Source organism: Actinoplanes aureus, from assembly GCF_015704865.1.
Taxonomy (GTDB): domain Bacteria; phylum Actinomycetota; class Actinomycetes; order Mycobacteriales; family Micromonosporaceae; genus Actinoplanes; species Actinoplanes aureus.
Map to the genome: position 1 here is coordinate 490205 of NZ_JADQTO010000002.1, position 23072 is coordinate 513276.

Genomic DNA, 23072 nt, shown 5'->3' on the forward strand with positions numbered 1-23072 from the left:
TGTGGTCGACCGCCCATTGGGGGGCGGCCCGGCACCCCCCCGGCCCGGGGCGCCGCGTGGAGGAGGGGCAAGGCTCTAGTCGGCGAACGCTGGTTCCTTCTCCGCGGGCAGGTCGACGGTGGTCCGCAGCTTGCTCGGCTTCATCGCGATCGCGGCGATCACGCCGATCACCGCGACGCCCATGGAGATCAGGAAGATGTGGCCGGTGGCGTCGCCGTACGCCGCCCGGACGACGTGCTGGATCGCCTCCGGCATGCCGCTCAGGTCCAGCGTGCTGCCACTGCTGCCGCTGCCCGCCGGCACTCCCATCGCGGTGAGCTGCGAAGTGATCGAGTCGGAGACCCGCCGGGCGAGGACCGCGCCGAGGATCGAGACGCCGATGGTGCCACCGAGCGACCGGAAGAAGGCCACCGTCGAGCTGGCCGCGCCGATGTCCTTGAGTGCCACGGTGTTCTGCACCGCGAGCACCAGGTTCTGCATGGAGAGGCCGACGCCGACGCCGACCACGGCCATCGCCGTGCCGATGTACCAGAGCGGGGTGTCGTGGTCCAGGACCGAGAGCCCGGCGAAGCCGGCGACCAGGACGATCGTGCCGGTCACCACGTACGGCTTGATCCGTCCGCTCTTGGTGATCATCCTGCCGGCGATCGTGGAGGAGATCAGGATGCCGAACATCATCGGGATCATCAGCAGGCCGGCCTCGGTCGGGCTGTAGCCGCGACCGATCTGGAAGTACTGCCCCAGGAAGACCGCGCCGCCGAACATCGCCATGCCGACCGCGAGGCTGCCGATGATCGCCAGGGCGGTGGTGCGCTCGCGGATGATCGGCAGTGGCACCACCGGCTCGGCGACCCGCGACTCCACCCAGGTGGCCAGCGCCAGCAGGAGCACGCCGCCGCCGACCATGGCGAAGGTCTGCCAGGAGAGCCAGGCGAACGCGTCGTCGACGAAGGAGATCCAGATCAGGATCACGCTGACACCGGCCGCGATCAGCGTGGCACCGACGTAGTCGACCTTCACGTTGTCACGGCGGATCACCGGCAGGTGCAGCGTCTTCTGGAGCACCGCCAGGGCGATCACCGCGAACGGAGCGCCGATGAAGAAGCACCAGCGCCAGCCCAGCCAGGACGTGTCGACGATCAGGCCGCCGAGCAGGGGTCCGGCGACGGTGGAGAGGGCGAGCACGCCACCCAGGTAGCCGTTGTACCGGCCGCGCTCCCGCGGCGGGATCATCGCGGCGATGGCCACCTGGACCAGCGCCTGCACCCCGCCCATGCCGATGCCCTGGAACGCGCGAGCGGCGATCAGCTGCTCGGTGGTCTGCGTGAAGCCGGCCGCCAGCGAACCGATCACGAAGAGCACGATGGAGAGCTGGACCAGCAGTTTCTTGCTGTAAAGGTCGGAGAGCTTGCCCCAGATCGGGGTGGTGGCGGTGGCCGTGAGCAGGGTCGCCGTGACCACCCAGGTGTACTGCGTCTGGCTGCCGTGCAGATCGCCGATGATCTTCGGCAGGGCGGTGGAGACGATGGTGGAGCTCGCCATGGCGACGAAGAGCACGAGCAGGAGTCCGGAGAGGGCCTCCAGGATCTCGCGGTGCGTCATCTGGCCGTGCTCGGCGCGTGTGACGGTTGCTGCGCTCATTGCGCGGCCTCCAGAGTGGAAGAGTTGATCAAGTCGTGGGCGAAGCGGCGCAGGGCCGCGGTGAGGTCGGCGATCTCCTGCGGACTCCAGTCCCGTAGCGCGGTGGTCAGCCGCTGTTCGTACTGCTCCTGGGCACCTTCGAGCACCGCGTGACCGTGGTCGGTGAGGTGCAGGGTGCTGGCTCGTCCGTCGGACGGGTCCGCGGTGCGAGCGACCAGGCCCGCGCGGCCCAGGGCGGCGACGGCCCGGCTGATCGTGGACGGGTCGAGCGCGTGCTCGGCGGCCAGGTCCTTCATGTGGCAGGGGCCGGCCCGCTCGTGATTGCGGATGGCGGCCAGGACGCCGAGGGCACCGACCGGAACGGTCGTCATGTGCCGCTGCTTGAGCATGCGAACCGCTTTGAGGACCTCGTGCATGGCCTGCACCAGAGTGTCGTCGCGCATGACCCGCCTCCCCGAAATGCTTGACGCATACAACTATCCGCGCAACTTGCCCACTGCGCAAGTTTGCGCATTGGGAACTGAGTCACACGCCGGTAGGCTCAGGCCATGAGCGTGCCGACCACCGAGCCGGGCCTCCGCGAGCGGAAGAAGGCGGCCACCCGGCAGGCCCTGCACGAGGCGGCTCTGCGGCTCGCGCTCGAGCACGGCCCGGACCGGATCACGGTCGAGGCCATCGCGGACGAGGCGGGCGTCTCCCGGCGTACCTTCTCGAACTACTTCGCGAACAAGGAGGAGGCGCTCTTCCACGGCCACCTCGTCCGTACCCGGCTGCTGCTCGACAAGGTCCGGGCGCGGCCGGCCGAAGAGCCGGCCTGGGCCGCGCTCAGCGCGGCCGCCGAGGAGTTCTACGGCGAGCTCGGCGATCTGGACGCGGAGTGGGCGGCGCAGAGCCGGCTGGTGCGCCGCCATCCCTCGCTGGCGGCGGCGCAGGCGCAGACCTTCGCCGCGATGGAGCGTGAGCTGGCCGCGGAGGTCGCGGTCCGCGTGGGTCGCGCCGACCCCTTGGGCGTACGCACCCAGCTGATCGCCGCGGTGTTCCTGAGTACCCTGCGCGTCGCGTTGAACGTCTGGCTCGAGCACCACACCGAGACGACCTACCGCGACCTGGTGCGCGACGCGCTCGCCGAAGCGGGCCGCGGCTTCTCCTGATCGGGCCTCGCGAGAACGCGCGCGGTCAGCGGGTGGCCAGGCCGCCCAGCACGAGGACCAGCTGCCGGCGCCACGCCCGCGGGTCGGCCGAGTGCTGTGCCACCCCGGCGTTCGCCATCATCAGCAGCGCCAGGTCGTGCCGGGTGAAGTCGGAGCGGAGCCGGCCGGCCCGCTGCGCCCGGGCGAGCACGTCCACGGCCCGCTGCTGCGCGGTGGTACGCAACGCCGCCAGCCGTTCGTCGTCGTCGAAGGCGGTGGTCACCAGCAACTCGGCGAGTCCCCGGTCGGTCGCCTGCAACTCGCAGACCCGGGTCAGGTAGCCGACGAAGGCCGCCCACGGGTCCGGATGCTCCAGGGCCTGCTCGGCGAGGCGTACCGCGGAGGTCATGTGACTGGCGAAGACCTCGGCGATCAGGTGCCGCCGGCTGGGGAAGCGGCGGTAGAGGGTGGCATTGCCGACCCCGGCCCGGCGGGCGATCTCGTCCAGCGACGCGTCCAGCCCCTGCTCCGCGAAGACTTCGCGAGCGGCGTCGAGCAGGGCGGCTCGGTTTCGGCGGGCATCTGCGCGCAGCCGGGTGGCCATGCGCCACAGGATACGACTTTCCGGCGGAGATCCAATCCCCTGATGTTACGGTCCCCTCGATCTTTCCCCAGGGCACAGGAGGTGCGGGAATGCAGCGGATCGAGATCGACGTCCCGGCTGCGGACGGCGACGCGGACGCGTACTTCGTCAAGCCGGACGGACCCGGAACGTTCCCCGGCCTGCTGATGTTCATGGATGTCTTCGGTCTGCGGCCGAGAATCCGTGAGATGGCCGACCGGATTGCCGAGCGCGGATACGCCGTCCTGGTACCGAACCTGTTCTACCGCGATGCCCGCAGTCCGCTGGTCGACCCGGCCGAGTTGCAGGACGCCGAGCGGCGCTCCGCGGCGTTCCGGCGGCTGGCGGCGATGATGCCGGCACTGGCCGCCGGTGTCGCCGCTGACACCGCCGCGTACCTGGACTTCCTCGACGCCCAGGAGGGGGTCGCCCCGGGGCGGGCCGGTCTGTTCGGATACTGCATGGGCGGGCGAAACGCGCTGATCGCGGCGACCGCGCAGCCGGAACGGATCGCCCTGCTCGCCAGTTTCCACGCCGGTGGGGTGGTCACCGACGCGCCGGACAGCCCGCACCTGCGCGTCGGCGCGCTCACCGGCGAGGTCTACTTCGGACATGCCGACAACGACGGCTCGATGACGCCGGACCAGATCAAGGCCCTGGAGGCGGCTCTCGACGCGGCCGGCGTCACCTACACCTCGGAGTTGTACGAGGGCGCCCCGCACGGTTTCACCATGTCGGACACGGCCATGTACCACCCGGCCGGCGAGCAGCGGCACTGGGAGGCGCTCTTCGCCCTGCTGGACCGGGCACTGCCGGCGCCGGTCAGCTGATGCAGAACTCGTTGTTCTCCGGGTCGGCCATGGTCAGCCAGGTGTGCGGGCCCTGACGGCCGTCCCACAGGAAGGTGGCGCCGCGCGCGATCAACCGATCGCGCACGGCGCCCTGGTCCTCGTCGCCGACCCGGACGTCCAGGTGCATCCGGTTCTTCACCGTCTTCGCCTCGGGTACCTGCTGGAACAAGACCCGCGGTGCACCGGGTAGATCGTCCGGGTGGCGGATCGCCGCACCGGCTTTCCACACCAGCGCGCCATTGTGCCGGATGGTCTCCGCCTCGGTCGCGAACCCCTTGGCGATCATCTCCTTGATGAAGCCCTCGTCCTGCGGCTCCACCCGCCAGCCGAGGGTCTCCGCCCACCAGTCGGCGAGCGTGTGCGGTTCGGTGGCATCGACAGCGATCTGGAATCCATAGGCCATGTCCGGCACGCTACCCAGGATTGCGGACAGCGACAGGCCTTAATTCGCGTAAAGGCCGGGAAAGTAGCGGTCGATCGCGGTCACGTCGTACACGTGCCGTACCTCGGTGATCTTGTGATCCTCGACGCCGAGGAACTCGACCAGGCGGGCCGTGCCGAACGGGCCGTCCAGGTCGTAGATCAGCGCGGCCCCGTCGACCGCATCCGTACGCGACACCACGCTGACGCCGTCCGCGAAGGCGGCGACCCGGTGCAGCACCTGCAGCAGCTCTTCGTCGTCGACCGGAGCGTCGAAATTCCACTCCGTCTCGACGTCCGGGGTGAGCAGCCGCCGGGCCGCGGGCAGGTCGTCCGTGGTCCAGGATCGGACCCAGAAATCCACTACATCCACGATTGATCCCGTCAGCCGTTGAGCATCGAGTCGGCGCTCACGAATGTGTAGCCGACCTTCTTGATCCCGGTGACGAGCTCCTTCAGGTGCTCCGTACCGAGGTACGGGTGGTAGAAGCAGCTGGCCACGCCGTCGCGGACCACCAGGTTCCGCTCGGCCGAGGCGATCAGGTCGGCGGGGAGCCGGACCGGGTGGTTGTTGAACGCCTCCGGCTCGACGTTGCCGATGTTCTCCGGGACCACCACCGAGCCGTACACGTCCCGCACCGTGTACGGGAAGAACTGCCCGAACTGGCGGGAGTAGTCGTACTTGGCGCCGGTCAGCACGCCCGGGAAGTAGAGGCCACGGTCGTATCGCTTGCCGAACAGGGTGTGCGCCGCCTGGTAGTCCGCGGGGCTCGCCGCGTAGTGCGGGAACTCGAAGATCTTCGGGGCGCCCAGGCCGGTGGCCACGAAGACCGCGCCCGAGGCGATCATCCGGCCGGTGGCCCAGGCGACCGAGTCGCCGGCGACCGGACCGTCGTAGATCACGTAGTCCTTCTCGTTGACGTGCGCGGCGTAGAACTCGAAGTCGTTCGCGCTCACCCCGTCGTAGGGGTTGGCCACCGTGCCGTACTGGTGGGTGTAGCCGTGCATGATCAGCGTGCCGCCCTTGGACTTCATGTACTTCAGCGCGGCCACCACCTCGGGCCGCTTGGCGAGGGTGTAGTCCTCGCCGCCCTTCGGGTTACGGAAGCGCGGGTAGACGGCGACGCTGAACGGCACCTTCTGCGAGTACAGGTAGTCGGCGATGGCACGGAGGTCGGCCGGGTCGGCGTCCGGTCCGACGTCCTCGAGACGGATCAGGGCGCGGTGCCGCTCCGGCGCCTTGCTGCCGAGGGAGTCGAAGAGCAGGTCGGCGAATACCAGGTAGCGGTCGTCGTGGCCGACGTAGGAGAACGGGATCTCGCCGACGTAGGTGAGGTTGCCGGACTTCACCGCCCAACCGAATGTGGTGCCGTCCGCGCGTACCGCGGTGGCCAGCGTGCGGACCTTGGCGGTGTCGCTGATCGGCAGGTTCATGATGCCGGCCTTGTTGTCGGCGCTGCGGGTCAGCTTGCGGCCCTTGTAACCCACCTCGGCCACCTCGGCCAGGTCGAAGGTGCCGCTGGCGAACCCGTACTTCGCCGCGAATCCCGGCTTTGCGGCCAGCTGCCAGATGTTGTTGTAGACCCAGGTCACCGGCTTGGTGGTGGCCAGCACGTCGGTCAGGAACGCGGCCGGCAGCGGCTCGTCGTAGGTGGAGCCGAGGTAGATGACCGCGGTGTACGCGTTCAGGTCACCGGCCTTGTAGCCGGCGACCGGCGCGGCGGTCCACGAGCCGAAGTGCGAGGCCAGGTTGGCGGTCTGCGCGGCGTAGACCTCGCCCAGCCAGCCGTACTCGCTGGTGGTGTCGTACAGGACGAGGGTCTTCGCGGTGCCGCCGCCGGGCGCGGCCTTGCCGGTCTTCACCTTCGGCCTGGTGTTGCTCGCGGCGTCCGCCTCGACGGTGGTCAGGCCCACGGCCGTCACCGCGGCGGCCGAGGCGCCGGCGGCGAGCAGGGCGCGGCGGGAGATCTTCGCGGTACGCATCAGGCAACGGCTCCAGACGTGAGGGCGGTGTTCTGGCTGACGGGCATGGCGTCGGGGAACCGGGCGAGGCCGAGCAGTGCGGCGGTGGCCTGGGCGGTCCGGCGGGCGGCGAGACCGTCGCCGTACGGGTTACCGCCGGCGGTCATCGCGTCCCGGCGGACCCGGCTGTCCAGCAGTGCCGAGGCCTCCATGACGATCGTCTCGGTGTCCGAGCCGACCAGCTTGGCGCAGCCGGCGTGCAGCGACTCGACCCGTTCGGTGACGTCGCGCAGCACCAGGGCCGGCACCTTGAACGACGGCGCCTCCTCCTGGATGCCGCCCGAGTCGGTGAGCACCAGGTACGCCTCGGAGAGCAGCCGGGCCAGGTCCGGGTAGGGCAGCGGCTCGGTGACGGTCACCCGCTCGACCCCGGCCAGCGCGGCGTCGACCTGCGCACGGACCGCCGGGTTGGGGTGACTCGGCAGCACCACCTCGATGTCCGGGTAACGCGCGATCAGGTCCTTGACCGCGGCGAGAATCCGGTCCAGCGGCTCGCCCCACGATTCCCGCCGATGGGCGGTGACCAGGACCAGCCGGCCGGTGCTGTTTTTGTGTTCGTCCCGAGCGGCAAGGAGAGTGTTCTCGAACGGCAGCTTCCGGCCGGCCACCGCCAGGGTCGCGTCGACCACGGTGTTGCCGGTGATCAGCACGTCGGCGGGGTTGATCTTCTCGTCCAGCAGGTTCATCGCGGCCAGCGGCGTCGGCGCCAGGTGCAGCGAGGCGATCTGGGCGACCAGGCGGCGGTTGCCCTCCTCCGGGAACGGCGACTCCAGGTCACCGGAGCGCAGCCCGGCCTCCAGGTGGACGACCGGGATGCGGCGCCAGAAAGCGGCGAGCGCGCCGGCCAGGCTGGTGGTGGTGTCGCCCTGCACGATCACGGCGGCCGGGGTGCGTACCGACCACAGCTCGTCCAGCTCACGGATCATCGCGGTGAGCAGCTCGGCCTGGCTGCCGGAACTCCGCTCGACCTGGAGAGTGATGTCCGGCTCGAGGTCGAAGGCGGCGAGCGCCTGGGTGACCATGGCCGGGTGCTGGCCGCTGGCCAGCAGGATCGGCTTGACCAGGCCGGCCTCGCGCATGGCGAGGGCGACCGGGGCGAGCTTGACGGCTTCGGGGCGGGTGCCGCCGATCAGGTGAACTTCGCGCACAGACACGGGGGAGCATTCTGTTCGGGGGGAGGGTGGGGATTCGCCTGCGGGATCAGGCGGCGATGGCCAGCGGTTCTTCGACGAGCCGCTCGGTCTTGGCCCAGGCTTGGCGTCCGCTGGCCTGGCGGCCCAGCGCGCGGAAGGTGGCGGTCAAACCCAAGATCAAAAATGCGGGGTACGCGAGAGCCGCGATCAACATGCGGGGCATGCCTTCGTCGCCGCGCTTGTGTTTGTGCACCAGCGCCCAGAGCAGGCCGGGGAACGTGGTGACCACGATCCAGACGACGCTGCTCTCGGCCAGGGCGGCCCAGGTCGGCAGGAACGGCACCGGATGTCCGACCAGGAGGCCGGTCGCCCCGGCCGCCGCCATCGCGACCACCAGAACGGTGACCATCGCGTTCGCCCACGGCGAGAGCAGGTAGTGCAGCATCTCCACCAGGGCGGTCCGGGCGATCCGCGGGGAGGAGAAGAGCCGGCCGAGGTACCGGGCGCACTGCATGTTGCCCTGCGCCCACCGGGTCCGCTGCCGGGTGAGCCGGCGGATGTCGACCACCGCCTGCTGGGTGACCGAGGCGCGGGAGGTGTACCGGATGGCGACGCCGCCGAGGTGCATCCGCAGGCCCAGTTCCAGGTCCTCGACCAGGCAGCTGGACCACGGTGCCGTACCGAGTGCCAGCAGCGTGGAGAGGCGGCTGAACTGGCCGTTCCCGCCGAGCCCGACGGTGTCCAGGGCGTCCCGCATGTTCTGGCAGGCGTCCACGATGGCACCGAACTCCAGGTCCTGCACCGCGCCGAGGAGCTTGTTGCGGTTACGGATCCGGACCTGCACCTGGACCGCGCCGACCTTGGAGTTGCGCATCAGGCGGGAGACTTCGGTGAGGATGTTCTCGCTGCCCTGCCCATCGCCGTCGATGATGCCGAGCACCACCCGCTCCGGGCTGCTCCCGGCCTCGGCGCTCCGCTCGGCGATGTAGCGGTAGGCGGCGTTCAGGGCCTCGCCCTTGCCCTGCCGTGCCTCCGGCAGCTCCCGGCGCATCACGTGCAGCCGGGGGTGGTCGATCGCGGCGAGCACCTCGGGGGTGCGGTCGTCGGAGCCGTCGTCCACCACGATGACCCGGGCGAGCGTGCCGGCCGGTCCGCGGAGCCGCAGCGCCGCGTTCACCGTGTTGGCGACGACGGCCTCTTCGTTGAGGGCCGGAACGATGATCCAGAAGTGCTGGGGACGGGCGTCGCCGCCGGCCACCGCCTTGTTGACGACCGAGGCGCGGTGCGTGCCGACGTAGCGGACCGCGAACCACACCAGGAGGAGCGTGGAGATCGGCCAGGCCAGCAGGACCGCGTATCCGGCGATCGCGAAGAACCAGCTTTCCGATGCCGTCACCCGAAGTCCTCCCTAGCCCTAGTAACTGTTCGTGATATCCGTCGAGCGAGGTGGGCCTTGCTCGGACGTAATAGGACATTAAGGAACTACCGAGGGTGACTCAAGAGCCGTGAGCGGAATGATGAAGGATCCTGGCCGATCGGTCGAACCCAGACATCTCAGACTTCGCTGAGCTGGCGAAACCGGGCGCGTTTTGCCCGATTGGGGATGATCGGCGGAGATATCTCTCTGAGGTTGACCGATTGCGTAGAGTGATTATCGCACCATGAAACCGGCGACATGGGGATGTATACGCTCTGTAGTCGGTCAGTGACGCAAAAAGGCCGCCCGGCAGGCGGGCGGCCTTTCCAGCGATGGTGATCCGGCTCCGCTATGCGGGCGGATCGTCGAGCAGCGTCGGATCGTCGCGGAGCAGCGCGGCCAGGCGGCGAGCGGCCATCTCGGTCTCCTCCGGGCGTTCCACCTGGAGCGGGATCGGCTGCGCGAACGGCTCGGGAAAGCCGGACTGCGGCTCGGCGGGCTGGGCCGGTGGCGGGGACTGCGGCGCCGGACCCGGCTGCGGTACGGCGAACGGCCCGGGCGCGGTGTGTGCCGGCGGCACCGGTGGTGGTGGGGCGGCGTACGGATGCGGCGACTGCGGTGGCGGCGCGGCCGCGTACGGATGCGGATTGTGGGGTGGCACTGAAGGCGGCGGCGTCGCCGCGAAGGGATGCGGTGCGGGACGCGCGGGATCGACGCCGGGTTGCTCCTGGGTCGCGCCGTTGGCCTGGCGCATCCGGGCCGCGAGATCGTCTCTGGTGGTCTCGCCCGGTTGACGGCCGTAAGGCGCCTCCGGATAGCCGTGACCGGCCGGAGCGTACGCCGGGGAGACCGGTGGGGCGGACGAGACGAACGGGCGCTCGGCGGTCGGCGGCTCCGCGTACCCGAAGTCGGTGGGACCGAACCGGTCCTGGTCGTCGTGGCTCCCGGACGGGTAGGCCGGAGCCGGCGGCGGCTCCTCCTCGACCTCGATCTCGAAGTCGGCGTGCTTCGGCGCCTCGGCGGCACGCGCCGCGACCGTGTGGTCGGCGCTCACCTGCACCACGCCGTCGGCGAAAACGAAATGAAGCAACGTGGGATCGCCGGCGCCTTCGACGCCGACCGTGACGTTCAGGTTCGGGTGGCGGGAGATCACTCCCGCGATCGCCTCGACCAGTTCCGTCACCGCCGGCGGGGTGCCGGGGGAATCGCCGGCGGCGCGGCGCCTCAGCTCGTCCCGTCGGGCGAGCTTGTCGAGCGCGTCGTCCAATCCGCCTCGCACGTCACCGTCCTCTTCTCACGCGGTCGCCCGGTACTCCCACTGTGCCCTCAGCCGGGCCGGTTTGGGAACTGTGACCGGGTGAACCGCCCGACACCTACGACGACTTCATTCGGATCGCCTTGTCGAGTGCCTGGTCCAGCACCACGAGCAACGCGTCCCGTACGGACCCGCGGAAACGGGCGTCGAAGGAGATGACCGGAACGTCCTCCCGGACCGCGAGCGCCCAGCGCACCTCGTCGAGGCTGTAGCTCAGCTGCCCGTTGAAGGTGTTGATGCCGACGACGAACGGGAGACCGGCCCGCTCGAAGTAGTCGACCGCCGGGTAACAGTCGTCGATCCGGTTGGTGTCCACCACGACGAGTGCACCCAGAGCGCCCTTGACCAGGTCGTCCCACATGAAGGCGAACCGGGTCTGGCCCGGCGTGCCGAAGATGTAGAGCTTCAGCGTCTGGTCGATGGTCAGAACACCGAAGTCCATCGCCACGGTCGTGCCGGTCTTCATGGTCGCCTGACCGGGATCGTCGATGCCCACGGACTCCGACGTCATCTCGGCCTCGGTGGTCAGCGGCGCGATCTCGGAGATGGCGCCGACCGTCGTGGTCTTACCGACGCCGAAGCCGCCGGCCACGATGATCTTTACCGGGACCGGCGCCTTCTTGGGCGCGCTGCCCGATACCCGCGCGGTGCCGACGACGCGGTTAGCTGATGGATCGAAGTCCACGGATCACTCGCATGATGGTCTCGGGGTCAGGTGTGTCGTTGTCCAGCACGTGGACGTCCAGTTGGCCGGCGGCCCGAAGGTCACCGACGAGGATTCGGCAGACGCCCAGATGAAGGCGCAACCGAGCGGAGATCTCAGCCACCGAGATCGGGCTCTCCTCGCAGAGAGACACGATCGCCCTGGTTTCCGGAGACAACCGCGACGGTGGTGCGCCAGGCACCACCGTCACCTGAGTTTCCATACCGATGTCGGGGTCTCCTCCATCGGTTCGCCCGGACGTGATGACGAACGGGCGCAGACTGTTGGTCGACTGCTCGACCGGCGGGTGTTCCCCGGTGGGGGTGTAGCCGCCGGTCGAGTGCTGCGGACCGGATTGCAGGAAGGGCCGGACTCCGGGGCGCGCCGGAGGCACCGGTTCGTCGGGGTCCGGGTAGGTCATTGCTGGACGGCGTTCTTCAACTCGGCGATCAGGCGCGGGCTCAGGGCGCCGCCGGCGCGGGTGGCGAAGAGCGTCATCTCGTACGCCAGGGTGCCGAGGTTGGCGGACCGGTCGGCGATGACGCCGAGGACCGAGCCGGCGCTGATGGCGGTCACCAGCAGGTAACCGTCAGCCATGTCGATGATGACCCGGTTCAGCGCGCCCAGCCGGTACCAGCTGGCGGCGCCGCCGGAGAGGCTGGTCAGACCGGACACGACTGCCGCGAGGCGCTCGGCGTTCGGCCTGTCCTTGATCGCCGACATGGCCATCAGGAGACCGTCGGAGGACACCGCAATGGCTTCGATCACGCCCGCTGTACCGGAGGTGAACGAGTCCAGCAGCCAGTTGAAGGTCTTGGCTTCGGCGCTGAGCTGACTTTGCGCGGTGGGGTATGGGGAAGTCATCGCGGTTGTCCCTCGTGTTGTGGCTGACTTTCATTCAGGGCGAGTGCGACTCCGTACTCGAACTGATCCATCAGGGCTCGTGCGGCTTCCGGGTCCAGCTGGGCCGGGGCCGGCGGTGGAGTCGGGCGGTGCGGTTCGTCGCGCGGGAGGGTCGCTCCGGGTACGCGACGAGTCAGCGGGGAGCCGCCGGACGACGCCGGAGGAGCGGGCGGTGCCGCTTCCGGGGCCGGGGTGCTCCACTGCGGGGTGGCGTTCCACTCCGCCTGTGCCGGTGCGGGAGTGCTCCACTCGGCCTGCACCGGTGCGGGAGTGTTCCACTCGGCCTGCACCGGGGCGGGAGTGTTCCACTCCGCTTGTGCCGGAGCCGGAGCCGGAGCCGGCGGCTGCGCCGGGGTGCTCCAGTCCGGCGGGGTGACCGGGGCGGGCATGGACACGCTGGTGTCCGAGGCGTCCCACTGGGCGCGGCTGACGCCGGCCTCGAAGGCGTCGAAAGCGGCCCGAGCGGCGAGCGCGTCATCCTGCGAGGGCGCGGCGGCGTGCTGCTGCTTGCCGCTCTCGGCCGGCAGCTGGCTGCCCGGCACCCGGCGGCGCAACGGAGCCGCGTTGCCACGCTGCGGCGCCGCGGGGGCGGCCGCCTCCGGCGAATAGCCGCCGTAGTTGTCGCCGGTGCGCTGCTGCGGGATCTGCGCCGCCTCCGGCGCAACGGCTGACGCCGGGGTGTTCCAGGCGGCCTGGACCGGCTCGTTGTTCCAGCTCGAGCCGGCCGACGGGGCGGACGGCAGCTCCGGCAGCGCGGCCGGAACCCGGCCGGCGACCGGGGTGCCCATGTCGTAGGCGACCACCGGCTCCTGCGGGTAGATCGGCGCGGCCGGCTCCTGGTACGCCGGTCCCGGCGAGTAGACCGGCTCGGCGTCGTAGACCGGCTGACCGGCGTACGGGTCCGCGGCCGGCGCCTCACCGGGCACCGGAGCGCCCGATCCGCCGAACGCGTTCCAGGAGTGGCTGGACTCCAGCGTCTGGGTGGCCCGGTTCAGCACGTTCGGGTCGAACGGCTGCTGGCTGCCCGGCACCGAGCGGATCGCCGCACTGGCGATCGCGACCTCGGTGGTGTTGCTGCGCAGCGCGCCGGAGTAGGCGTGCTCCGGAGCCTGGATCTGCGGCGGGGCGGACGGCGCCGGGACGGCGGCGGCCGGCATGGCCGGGGGGAAGCCCGGCGCAGGTGCCACCGCCAGGTTCTCCACCCGGGCGATGAGGTGCGACGGGTTCAGGTCGATCCAGGCCGTCAGACCGCCATCCGGGGTGTCGGTGAGGGTCACCTCGATGCCGTGCCGGCGTGCGAGCCGGCCGACCACGAAGAGACCGAGCACCTCGGTGGGGGCCAGGTCCAGACGCTCACGGCGGGTCAGCCGGGCGTTCTCCTCGGCCAGCCGCTCGGGTGCGAGACCCAGGCCGTGGTCGATGATCGCCAGGCGGGCGCCGCCGCGCAGTTCGTCGGCGCTGACGGTGACGTTCGTGTGCGGCGGGGAGAACGACGTGGCGTTCTCCAGCAGCTCGGCGAGGAGCAGCGTCAGGTCGGCCAGGACGGCCGGCACCACGACGATGTCCTCCGGCACGTCGACCTCGACACGGGTGTAGTCCTCGATCTCACCCAGGGCGAGACGTACGACGTCGGAGAGCGGCAGCGGTGCCATGTGCTCGTTCGCACCGGCGCCACCGGAGAGCACGACCAGCGCGGACGCGTTCCGGCGCAGACGGCTGGACATGTGGTCCAGACGGTAGAGCTCGCGGAGGCGGTCGCTGTCGGTCTCCCGGCGCTCCAGGCTGTCGATCAGGGACAGCTGGCGGCCGACCAGGTTCTGCGTACGCCGGCCGACGTGGCCGAACATCTGGGCGACGTTACGGCGGCCGAGCACCTGCCGTTCCACCAGCCGGGCGGCGGTGGTCTGCACGCGGTCGAACGCGCGGGCCAGGTCACCGATCTCGTCCTGGGCCTCGACGTCGACCGGGTCGAGCCGGATCGGGCGTACCGCCGCTTCCTGCTCGTCGTCGGCCACGCGCTCGAGCTCGGCCTCGGCGGCACGGGCGATGCGGTCGGCCGAGACGGTCAGACGGCGCAGCGGCCGGGCGACCGCGCGGGCCATGAAGATGCTGAGCGTGATCACCAGGATCAGCAGCAGGAACGAGCCGCCACCGATGAGGAACGCCTGGCGCAGCGCGCTCTCCCGGTTGTCGGCGACCGTGTTGTCCACGTCCTTGGCCACGCGCTTCTCGACGAAGCTACCGAGGATCGTCACCGACTCCAGGGACGGGAAGAGCGTCCTGATGTTGAGGTCGTTCAGCGCCGCGATCGGGTTCGACGCCAGCGCGGTCTGGAAGTTCGGGCCCACCCGGAACACGAACGCGTCCTGGGTGTTGATGTAGAGCCGGTACTGGTCGTCGGTGAAGTACACCTCGGACGTCGTAATGATCGACTGGATCTGGCTGAACGTCGCGTTGAACAGGCTCAGCAGCAGCGCCGCGTTCGCCGGCTGGGACCGGGCGACCACCGCGGTGGCCAGGTAACAGGTGGCCTGGCTGATCAGGTCGTCGGAGCGCATGGCGCGGTCGAGTGCGTACACCTGGCGGCCGACACCGGTGGTCAGGTCGGCGCTCACCGAGAGGCCGAGACCGTCGATCAGCGGCGTGACCACGTTGGTGAACTCGGTGACCACCTGGACCGGCTGGATCGTCCCGTTCAGGACGTTCTGCCGGGTGCTGTTCAGGGTGGCGGACCGGGCGATGGCTCGCCGCAGTTCGTCGGGCACGTCGTTGTCCGGGTCGGCCAGGTTCGCCACCGCGTCGGCGGCCTCGGCGCTCTGCACGACCAGGTCGGGCCGCTCCACCAGACCCAGGAGGAAGCCGACCGAGAGCAGCCGTTCCTCCTGAAGTTCGATCAGGGCCGAGCTGACCTGGGTGGCCATCTGAACGGTGTCGGAGGTGTCCTGGGCGACGCGGGCCGCGTCGATGCGCTCGAAGATGACCGGCACGCTCAGGCCCACGACGCCGAGCAGTGGCACGAGCACCAGCAGGGCGAGCTTGCCCAGGATGCGGAACTTACCGAAGAGCACCGGAACGCTCCCGCCGCGTAGCGCTGTCGCCGTAGTTCGGCGCGCCGCCGTAGTTCGGAACCGGGTCGTACGGGCTGCCGCCGTAGGCGCCGCCGGAGCCTGGACCGGTGCTGTCGCCACGGACCGACACCTCGCGAGCGGAGTCGCCGCTGTCGCCGAGTGATTCGCGCGCCTCGCGGGCTCGGGTCCGGGTCCACCACGTCGCCACCAGGATCAGGGCGACCGCCACACCGAGCAGCCCCCACGCCTCGATCCGGCGGTAGTTGAGCGAGTCGATCCGGTCGTCGAGCAGAGTGTTCATCTCCTGGAGCACGACGCCGGACAGCGCGTTCAGCGCGGTCGTCAAGGTGCTCTGGGCGGTCACCATGGCCGAGACGTCCGGCGCGCCGCCGAAGTTGGCGCCACGGTTGGCAGCCTCGATACCTCGGCGGAACCGGTCCAGGTTGCTCACCAGGTTGCCGCTCAGGGTCCCGCTGGTGGTGTCGTTAGCGGCTTCCTGCAGGTTGTCGGTGAGCTCGCTGGCGGCCTCCTGAACAGCGAGGACCTCGTGGCCGAACTGGATCAGCAGCGGCGGCCTCTGCTTGGCCTTGGCGCCGGCGACCATGTTCGCCATGTCGCCCATCCGGCTCACCCGGGTCACCGCTTCCGGCATGTTGACCGCGACGGCCTCCTGGAGGAACCAGATGTCGCTCTCCGCGTCACGGTTCAGCGTGGAGTTCTCCCGGACCGCCCCGTAGAGCTCGAGGGCCAGGTCCGAGACCTCGACGTGCGCCTCGTAGATGGTCGAGGAGTCACCGGTGACGCCTGGCAGGCGGCCGATCTTCTCCTTCAACCCGGACCAGCGCTCGCTGGTCTCGAGGTCCTCGCCCAGGCGCTCGTCGACACCCTGCACGCGCGCGACGGCGGCGGTCAGTGCGGCCGGCTCCGCGAAGACGCCCTGCAGAGCGGACGACTGGGACTCGGCCAGCGAGGTGATCAGTCCGCCGAGTGCAGAGAGGTACTCGACGCCCTGCTTCTCGAGGTTCGTGTCGTTCCGCTGTTCCGAGGTGTCATCCAGGACACGCAGGAACAGGGCTGCGGTCGGCAGCACGACGAGCACCGTCAGCACCACCGCGAGGGCAGAACGTAAACGGGTTCGCCGGCTGTTCACCGAGACTGACATTGCTTTCGTCCTCCGCCATGCACACGCGATGGGCCATTTGGGGGGCTACGCACAGTAGCCGTGCGGGCGCACCGATCCGGGTCAATCTATCCGAGAAATCCTCAGAAAACCCCTTTCCAAGGGTCAGAGTTGTCTCGGCTGATCGGGGGATACGCGGCACTGCCGACTCGGCTGTACTGCCGTGTGAACTGGGTCCGGTGCGATGAAGGCCCAGTCCACGCGGGGGGTCGGAACTAAGTGACGAGCGCCGCGTGGATCGTATCCGCACCGCAGGCGACACGTGAATATGAGTTCTACTTCGGATTTGTTACATCTGGCCGGGCTCGCCATTACGCAATGTGATGTTGTGGCTGCATAGTGAGACGACTTCACGTAGGGTGGCCGTGCGAACACAAAAAGAAAGGCCTCTCCGTCCCGTTTTCGGTACGGAGAGGCCTAATGACTTAAATCCTGGCCAGTGCTTTTCGGAGCGGATCGAGCCCCAGGGAGCCCAGGTTGAGGGCGTCCCGGTGGAAAGACTTGAGGTCGAAATCACTGCCTTTACGCTGCTTTGCCTCGTCGCGGGCCTGCAGCCAGATCCGCTCCCCGACCTTGTACGACGGAGCCTGCCCCGGCCATCCCAGGTACCGCTTCCACTCGAACCGGAGCACCTCCTCCGCCATCCGGGTGTGCGCCCGCAGGAACTCCCAGCCCAGTTCCGGTGTCCACCGGGCACCCGGGTGGAAACCGAACGGGTTGTCCCGCGGGATCTCCAGCTCCAGGTGCATGCCGATGTCGACGATCACCCGGGCCGCACGGAGTGCCTGGCCGTCCAGCATGCCGAGCCGGTCACCGGGGTCGGTCAGATAGCCGAGCTCGTCCATCAGGCGTTCCGCGTACAGCGCCCAGCCCTCGCCGTGCCCGGAGCACCAGCAGAGCAGCCGCTGCCACCGGTTGAGCGAGTCGGCTCGCAGCAGGGTCTGGCTGACCTGGAGGTGATGTCCGGGAACACCCTCGTGGTAGACGGTCGTGACCTCGCGCCAGGTGGAGAAGGTGTCCTGCCCCTCCGGAACCGCCCACCACATCCGGCCGGGCCGGGAAAAGTCCTCGCTCGGGCCGGTGTAGTAGATACCGCCGTCGCTGGTCGGGGTGAGGCAGCACTCGAGCTTCTGCGCGGGCGGCTCGATGTCGAAGTGGGTGCCGTTCAGCTCGCTGATCGCCCGGTCGGAGAGCGCCTGCATCCAGTCCCGGAACGCCTCCTTGCCACCGATGTTGCGGGCCGGGTCGGCGTCCAGAGCCGCCACGGCCTGGTCCACGGTCGCGCCCGGGCCGGCGATGACGGCGGAGACCGCGCGCATCTCGCGCTCCAGCCGGTCCAGCTCCTCGAAACCCCAGAGGTACGTCTCCGTCAGGTCCACCTTCGCGCCGAGGAAGTACTGCGAGGCGAGGGTGTACCGCTCCAGACCGGCGGCCTCCTTCTCCCGGCCGCGCGGGGCCAGCTCCGCGCGGAGGAAGGTGCCGAAGTCCCGGGTGGCCTCGGTCGCCGCGGCCGCGCCCCGGCGCAGGTCGGCGGCGAGCGCACCGGAGGCGTCCAGCCGCTCGGCGAGAGACCCGAAGAAGTTGTCGCGGCTGGGGTCGGTCCAGGCGTCACACTGCTCGGCCACGGCCAGCAGCTGCGTGCGGGCGCTGATCAGGCCTGAGCCGGCGCCCTCCAGCAGGGTCCGGCGGTACTGCTCCAGGGCGGCCGGGAAGGCGTTCAGCCGGGCCGCGATGTTGGCGACCGCCTCGTCGCCTTCGGTGGGCATGACGTCGAAGACCATGCGCAGCCCGTGCAGACCACTGGAGATCACGCTGACGTCGGTGGCGGCGTAGCCCGCGTCGTACCGGGCCAGCTCCAGGCCGAGCCGCTCCAGCATGGCCTCCTTGGCGACCTGCTCGGACCCGTGCTCGGGATCGATCACATCGAGGTCGTTGATGGTGCGGCGAAGCAGCTCGGCCTGGGCCGCGAAGCCCTCCGGCGAGAGGTCGTCGGTCTTGTCGTCGTAGCCGGAGATGCCGACGGCGGTCGCACCGGTCGGGTTGAGCTCGGCCCACTCGTCGACGTATCGGTTGGCGAGTTCGTCAATTTGTCCCACCTCGCCGACCCTACGTGACGGCGGCGTGCGAGCGGGTCCACTCGACCAGGCGATCGACCGGCCAGGTGTTGACCACCCGATCCGCCGGTACGCCGCAGAGCGCCGCCCGCCCGCACCCGAAGTCGAGCCAGTCCAGCTGACCCGGCGCGTGCGCGTCGGTGTCGATGCTGAACAGGCACCCGGCCTCCACCGCGACGGTGAGCATCCGCTTCGGCGGGTCGAGCCGGTCCGGCCGCGAGTTGATCTCGATGGCCTTGCCGTGCTCCAGGCACGCCTCCAGCACCTTGTCCAGGTCGAACGTGCTGGGCGGGCGGGTACGCGCCCGGGAGTGCGCCGCGTCCCCCTCACCGGCCGCGGAGACCTTCCGCCCGGTCATGTGCCCGAGGATGTCCAGGTGCGGGTTGGCCAGCGCGGTCACCATCCGCCGGGTCATCCGTGCCGACTCGTCACGCAGCTTGCTGTGCACCGAGCCGACCACCACGTCGAGCCGGGCCAGCAGCTCGTCCTCCTGGTCGAGCGAGCCGTCGTCCAGGATGTCCACCTCGATGCCGGTGAGGATGCGGAAGCCGTCCGGCAGCGCCTCGTTCAGCTTGGCGACATGATCGAGTTGTTTGCGCAGCCGGGCCGCGGTGAGCCCCCGGGCCACCGTGAGGCGGGGCGAGTGATCGGTCAGCGCGAAGTACTCGTGGCCCAGGTCGGCCGCGGCCAGAGCCATCTCCTCGATCGGTGAGCCGCCGTCCGACCAGTCGGAGTGCACGTGACAGTCGCCGCGCAGGGCGGCCCGGAGAGCGGCGGCCGCGGCCGGCAGGTCGGTGCCCTCGGTGGTGCCCAGCCGGCGCAGGTAGACCGGCTCCTCGCCGGCCAGCGACTCGGTGACACACCGCGCGGTCACGTCGCCGACCCCGGGAAGCTTCGCCAGCGTGCCGGCCTCGGCCCGGGCGACCAGTTCGTCGTGCGGTGTCTTCGCGACGGTCGACGCCGCCGACCGGAACGCCCGTACCCGGTACGTCGCCTCGTTCGCCCGCTCCAGCAGAAACGCGATACGTCGCAGGTCGGCGACCGGGTCACGGGATGACATGCGATCAGCCTAGGACCTGCGAACGTTCTTGCCGCGCCCATATCGAAGTCGGTATCTTCCGGCGGTCGCCCAGGAGGATGGGCGGATCACGGGGAGGAAACCCTCATGTCAACCGCCCTTCGCGCGGCGATATCGGTCGCCATGCTGGTCGGCTTCTACGTTCTCGGTCTGCTTCAGCTGGCGGTTGTCGGCTGGCTGATCTTCGAGATCTGGACCCATATGAACGGTGCCGGTGCGGCCAAGCTGAGCTGGGTGCTGATCGTCGCCGTCGGCGCGGTCGTCGCCGGACTGTGGCGGGCCATCCGGGCCCGGCCGAGCGAGCCGGAAGGCCTGCTCCTGGCGCCGGCGCAGGCGCCACACCTCTGGCAGACAGTACGCGAGATGGCCGTCGCCGCCGGCACCCGCGCCCCCGACGAGATCCGTCTGGTTCCCGAGGTCAACGCCGCGGTGAGCGAGGACACCAAGCTCCTCGGCCTGGTCGGCGGCACCCGCCGGCTGTACCTCGGGATGCCGCTGCTGCAGACCTTCACCATCGACCAGATGCGCTCGGTGATCGCGCACGAGCTGGGTCACTACTCGGGTTCGCACACCCGGCTCTCCGCGGTCGCGTACCGGGGACGGGTGGCCATGCACGAGACGCTCAGCCGGGTCGGCAAGTGGAACGTGTTCGGCTGGGTCTTCAAGGGCTACGGCTATCTCTACCTGCTGGTCAGCAACGCCGTCACCCGGCGGCAGGAGTTCGAGGCCGACCAGGTCTCGGTACGCGTGGCCGGCGTTGAGGCGGCGGTCAGCGCGATGCGCGAGCTCCCGGTCGTCGACGCCGCCTGGAACTTCTACTTCGGACGCTACATCTCGTACGGCTGGGAGATCGGCTACGCGCCGGACGACGTCTTCGGTGGCTTCCGTGAGCTCTACACCGCCCGTACCGCCGAACTGGCCGCGCTGCGCCAGGAGGAGCCGGACGAGGAGACCTCGCGCTGGGACACCCACCCGGCGACCGGTGACCGGATCGCGGCGATGCGCGCCCTGCCCCCGGTGCCGCACCCGGCGGACTGGCGGCCGGCCTCGATGCTGCTGCCCCAGCTCGACGGCGCGGGCCTGGAGCTGCAACGGCAGGTGGTGAACTTCGGGTCTCGTACCGTGCTGCCGTGGGCGGACTTCACCGCCGCCTCGCTCATCGCGGTGCAGCAGCGCAAGGCCGATCGGATCTTCCGTTCGGCGGCCCGGCGTCTCGGTGTCGAGGAGGCCGGCCTGGCCGAGATCTTCCAGCTGGTCGCCGCGGGCCGGCTGGGCGAGCTGGCCGCCGAGTTCTACCCGGACGCCAACCGGTACGAGGCCGCGCAGGCGTTCGCCGACCCGATGGGCGACTTGATCAGCCTCGCCGCGGTGCGCTCCGGTGTGGCCTTCTGGCGACACTCCTGGTCGGAGCCGGCCCGCCTCGTCGACGCGTACGGCGAGCCGGTCGACTACACCGAGATCGCCAAGCTGGCGGTCGCACCGGAGACCCTGGACCAGGCTCGGGCCTGGCTGGCCCACCTCGGCATCCATGTCCAGGCGGCGAAGGTGGTCGAGGCCAAGGCCGGCGCGAGCGGTTCGGACGTGATCGGGGCGCTGCCCAACGTCCGCGTCGACGACCAGGAGAACGACGTGATCCTGCTGGACCGCGGTCTGGTCTTCGTGCCGGCGCCGAAGGACACCGACAAGGGCGAGAAGCGGATCGGTGAGCTGCTCTCCGCGAACGACCCGGCGACGCTGGCGCACCACTACCGCTTCGTGCCGTACGAGGAGGTGGCCACCGCCCGGATCCTCAAGGCGGTGCCGATCAACGCGGAGCTGCGCCTGCACGACGGATCCCAGGTGACGCTCAAGGAGCGCTGGTCCAGCGACAGCATCGGCAAGAGCCGGGATACGTTGGAGTCGATCCTCAAGCAGATCAATGAACGGGCGACACGATAAATGCGCACGATCGACTGGGTGGACGGCGCCGTCGAGATCATCGATCAGACGGCGCTCCCGGGTGAGCTGCGGGTTCTGCGGCTGCACACGGTGGGGGAGCTGATCGCGGCGATTCAGTCGCTGGCGGTGCGCGGCGCTCCGGCGCTCGGTGTGGCGGGTGCCTTCGGGGTGGCTCTCGCGGCCCGGGTGCACGCCGACGATCCGGCGGCGCTCGGGGTGGCGATCCGCAAGATCGAGGAGGCTCGCCCGACGGCGGTCAACCTGGCCCGCGGCGCGCGGCGTGCCGCGGCGCGGCTTCCGCTCGGCCCGGAGGCGGTGCTGTCGGAGGCGTACGCGATCCGGGACGAGGAGATCGCGGCGTCGAAGGCGATGGCGTTCCGCGGCGCCGACCTGATCACGGAACTGTGCGGCGCCCGGCCCCGGCTGCTCACCCACTGCAACACCGGTGGCCTGGCCGCGGTGACCGTCGGTACCGCGCTGGGCGTGGTCGGCGAGCTGCACCGCCGGGAGCGGCTGGCCGGGGTGATCGCGAGTGAGACCCGGCCGCTGTTGCAGGGCGCCCGGCTCACCTCCTGGGAACTGACCCGCTGGGGCATCGAGCATCGGGTGGCGGTCGACTCGGCCGGGCCGTTCCTGATGGCCCGGGGCGAGGTGGACGCGGTGATCCTGGGCGCCGACCGGATCTGCGCCAACGGCGACGTGATCAACAAGGTGGGCAGCTACTCGCACGCCCTCGGCGCGCACCGGGCCGGCATCCCGTTCGTGGTAGTCGCACCCGAGTCCACAGTCGACGTCGACACCCCGTCAGGCGCGCACGTGGAGATCGAGGACCGGGGCGCGGCCGAGGTCACCGCCTGGAGCGACGCGGTGAACCCGGCCTTCGACATCACCCCGCACGACCTGGTCACCGCGATCGTCACCGACCGCCGCGTGATCCGCGTCGACCAGGGCGAGCGCCCTTAAACCGCAGGCTTCCAGGGCTTGAGCCAGCCGGTTTCGGGCCAGCCCTCGGCAGCGGCCATCAACGGGTACGCCGTGGCACCGTCCACCGACTCCCGGACGATGTCGGCGTGCCCGGAATGCCGGGCGGTCTCCTGGATCAGGTGCAGCAACACCCACCGCAGCGACCAGAAGTCCCGGTCGGCCGGGTTCCACGGCACCGAGTGGTCGATCGGCACCGGATGGTCGAGATCCGCGATGTCCACGACGGTCCGCTCGGTCGCCTCGGCGATCCGGTCGTACCGCTTGAACACGTCGTCGATGGTCTCCCCGTCGACCAGCCGGAAGTTGTTCTCGTACGCCTGGTAGTCGATCGGCTGCGACTCGCCCCGGACGATCGTCATCCAGCTCTCCTCGGTCGCGGCGACGTGCTTGATCAGCCCGCCGACGCTCAGCGAACTGGCGCTCGGCGTGGCCCGCACCTGCTCGTCGGTGAGCCCGTAGGCGGTCAGCCTGAGCACGTACCGCATCTGGGCGAGGTAGGCGAGCAGACCGTCCTGCTCGTTGGCGATCGGACCGACCTGACCGGGCATCGGGG

Annotated in this window: 21 protein-coding genes; 4 read left to right on the forward strand and 17 right to left on the reverse strand. The window is 70.0% G+C overall.

The window, feature by feature from the left end:
* Positions 1–75: 75 nt before the first annotated feature.
* Both I4J89_RS05275 and I4J89_RS05280 read right to left on the reverse strand, forming a co-directional pair.
* A complete protein-coding gene (locus I4J89_RS05275) occupies positions 76–1641 on the reverse strand; it encodes an MDR family MFS transporter (protein WP_196412657.1) in 1566 nt (521 codons plus the stop codon).
* Positions 1638–2084 carry a MarR family winged helix-turn-helix transcriptional regulator gene (locus I4J89_RS05280; RefSeq protein ID WP_196412658.1) on the reverse strand — a complete coding sequence of 149 codons (447 nt, stop codon included), beginning with the start codon at positions 2082–2084 and terminating at the stop codon, positions 1638–1640. Before I4J89_RS05280 ends, I4J89_RS05275 begins: the two co-directional genes overlap by 4 nt.
* Positions 2085–2189: 105 nt before the next feature.
* Between I4J89_RS05280 and I4J89_RS05285 the strand changes: the two genes are divergently transcribed.
* The gene (locus I4J89_RS05285; protein WP_196412659.1) at positions 2190–2792 is read left to right on the forward strand and encodes a TetR/AcrR family transcriptional regulator; all 603 of its coding nucleotides are present in this window, start codon (positions 2190–2192) and stop codon (positions 2790–2792) included.
* Positions 2793–2817: 25 nt separating this feature from the next.
* Here I4J89_RS05285 and I4J89_RS05290 read toward each other — a convergent pair whose 3' ends face one another.
* Positions 2818–3375: a TetR/AcrR family transcriptional regulator gene (locus I4J89_RS05290; RefSeq protein ID WP_196412660.1), complete on the reverse strand. Its 558-nt coding sequence runs from the start codon at positions 3373–3375 to the stop codon at positions 2818–2820.
* Positions 3376–3464: 89 nt separating this feature from the next.
* Here I4J89_RS05290 and I4J89_RS05295 point away from each other — a divergent pair, with 89 nt between their 5' ends.
* On the forward strand, positions 3465–4223 hold the full coding sequence (locus tag I4J89_RS05295) for a dienelactone hydrolase family protein (RefSeq protein WP_196412661.1): 759 nt from the start codon (positions 3465–3467) through the stop codon (positions 4221–4223).
* Here I4J89_RS05295 and I4J89_RS05300 read toward each other — a convergent pair.
* From I4J89_RS05300 to I4J89_RS05360, 13 genes are all read right to left on the reverse strand, one after another.
* Entirely contained in the window at positions 4216–4647 is a 432-nt protein-coding gene (locus I4J89_RS05300) for a VOC family protein (RefSeq protein ID WP_196412662.1), read from the reverse strand. The two genes, I4J89_RS05295 and I4J89_RS05300, sit on opposite strands and share 8 nt — an antisense overlap.
* Before the next feature lie 39 nt (positions 4648–4686).
* Positions 4687–5037 carry a hypothetical protein gene (locus I4J89_RS05305; RefSeq protein WP_196412663.1) on the reverse strand — a complete coding sequence of 117 codons (351 nt, stop codon included), beginning with the start codon at positions 5035–5037 and terminating at the stop codon, positions 4687–4689.
* A gap of 11 nt (positions 5038–5048) precedes the next feature.
* Positions 5049–6647, reverse strand: a complete 1599-nt coding sequence (locus tag I4J89_RS05310; protein ID WP_196412664.1) for a DUF2334 domain-containing protein — start codon at positions 6645–6647, stop codon at positions 5049–5051.
* Positions 6647–7840 (reverse strand): non-hydrolyzing UDP-N-acetylglucosamine 2-epimerase, encoded by a 1194-nt coding sequence (gene wecB, locus I4J89_RS05315; RefSeq protein ID WP_196412665.1) that lies wholly within the window; start codon positions 7838–7840, stop codon positions 6647–6649. Before wecB ends, I4J89_RS05310 begins: the two co-directional genes overlap by 1 nt.
* Positions 7841–7886: 46 nt before the next feature.
* Positions 7887–9215, reverse strand: a complete 1329-nt coding sequence (locus tag I4J89_RS05320; RefSeq protein ID WP_196412666.1) for a glycosyltransferase — start codon at positions 9213–9215, stop codon at positions 7887–7889.
* A gap of 370 nt (positions 9216–9585) precedes the next feature.
* Positions 9586–10515, reverse strand: coding sequence for a hypothetical protein (locus I4J89_RS05325; protein WP_196412667.1), 930 nt, complete (start codon positions 10513–10515; stop codon positions 9586–9588).
* 94 nt (positions 10516–10609) lie between these two features.
* A complete protein-coding gene (locus tag I4J89_RS05330) occupies positions 10610–11236 on the reverse strand; it encodes a GTP-binding protein (protein WP_196412668.1) in 627 nt (208 codons plus the stop codon).
* Positions 11214–11675, reverse strand: coding sequence for a DUF742 domain-containing protein (locus tag I4J89_RS05335; protein WP_196412669.1), 462 nt, complete (start codon positions 11673–11675; stop codon positions 11214–11216). Before I4J89_RS05335 ends, I4J89_RS05330 begins: the two co-directional genes overlap by 23 nt.
* On the reverse strand, positions 11672–12118 hold the full coding sequence (locus I4J89_RS05340) for a roadblock/LC7 domain-containing protein (protein ID WP_189332222.1): 447 nt from the start codon (positions 12116–12118) through the stop codon (positions 11672–11674). The genes I4J89_RS05335 and I4J89_RS05340 overlap by 4 nt, the downstream gene beginning before the upstream one ends.
* Positions 12115–15225 carry a sensor histidine kinase gene (locus tag I4J89_RS05345; protein WP_196412670.1) on the reverse strand — a complete coding sequence of 1037 codons (3111 nt, stop codon included), beginning with the start codon at positions 15223–15225 and terminating at the stop codon, positions 12115–12117. Before I4J89_RS05345 ends, I4J89_RS05340 begins: the two co-directional genes overlap by 4 nt.
* Positions 15212–16333, reverse strand: coding sequence for a hypothetical protein (locus tag I4J89_RS05350; RefSeq protein ID WP_309238194.1), 1122 nt, complete (start codon positions 16331–16333; stop codon positions 15212–15214). The genes I4J89_RS05345 and I4J89_RS05350 overlap by 14 nt, the downstream gene beginning before the upstream one ends.
* A 497-nt stretch (positions 16334–16830) precedes the next feature.
* Positions 16831–18501: a DUF885 domain-containing protein gene (locus I4J89_RS05355; RefSeq protein ID WP_196412672.1), complete on the reverse strand. Its 1671-nt coding sequence runs from the start codon at positions 18499–18501 to the stop codon at positions 16831–16833.
* A 10-nt stretch (positions 18502–18511) separates the two neighbouring features.
* Positions 18512–19579 (reverse strand): PHP domain-containing protein, encoded by a 1068-nt coding sequence (locus I4J89_RS05360; protein ID WP_196412673.1) that lies wholly within the window; start codon positions 19577–19579, stop codon positions 18512–18514.
* 105 nt (positions 19580–19684) lie between these two features.
* Between I4J89_RS05360 and I4J89_RS05365 the strand changes: the two genes are divergently transcribed.
* Both I4J89_RS05365 and mtnA read left to right on the forward strand, forming a co-directional pair.
* Positions 19685–21535: a M48 family metallopeptidase gene (locus I4J89_RS05365; protein WP_196412674.1), complete on the forward strand. Its 1851-nt coding sequence runs from the start codon at positions 19685–19687 to the stop codon at positions 21533–21535.
* Positions 21536–22498: an S-methyl-5-thioribose-1-phosphate isomerase gene (gene mtnA / locus I4J89_RS05370; protein ID WP_196412675.1), complete on the forward strand. Its 963-nt coding sequence runs from the start codon at positions 21536–21538 to the stop codon at positions 22496–22498.
* On the opposite strand, the gene I4J89_RS05375 is transcribed toward mtnA, so the two are convergent.
* Positions 22495–23067: a DinB family protein gene (locus I4J89_RS05375; RefSeq protein WP_196412676.1), complete on the reverse strand. Its 573-nt coding sequence runs from the start codon at positions 23065–23067 to the stop codon at positions 22495–22497. The genes mtnA and I4J89_RS05375 overlap by 4 nt on opposite strands.
* Positions 23068–23072: the final 5 nt, after the last annotated feature.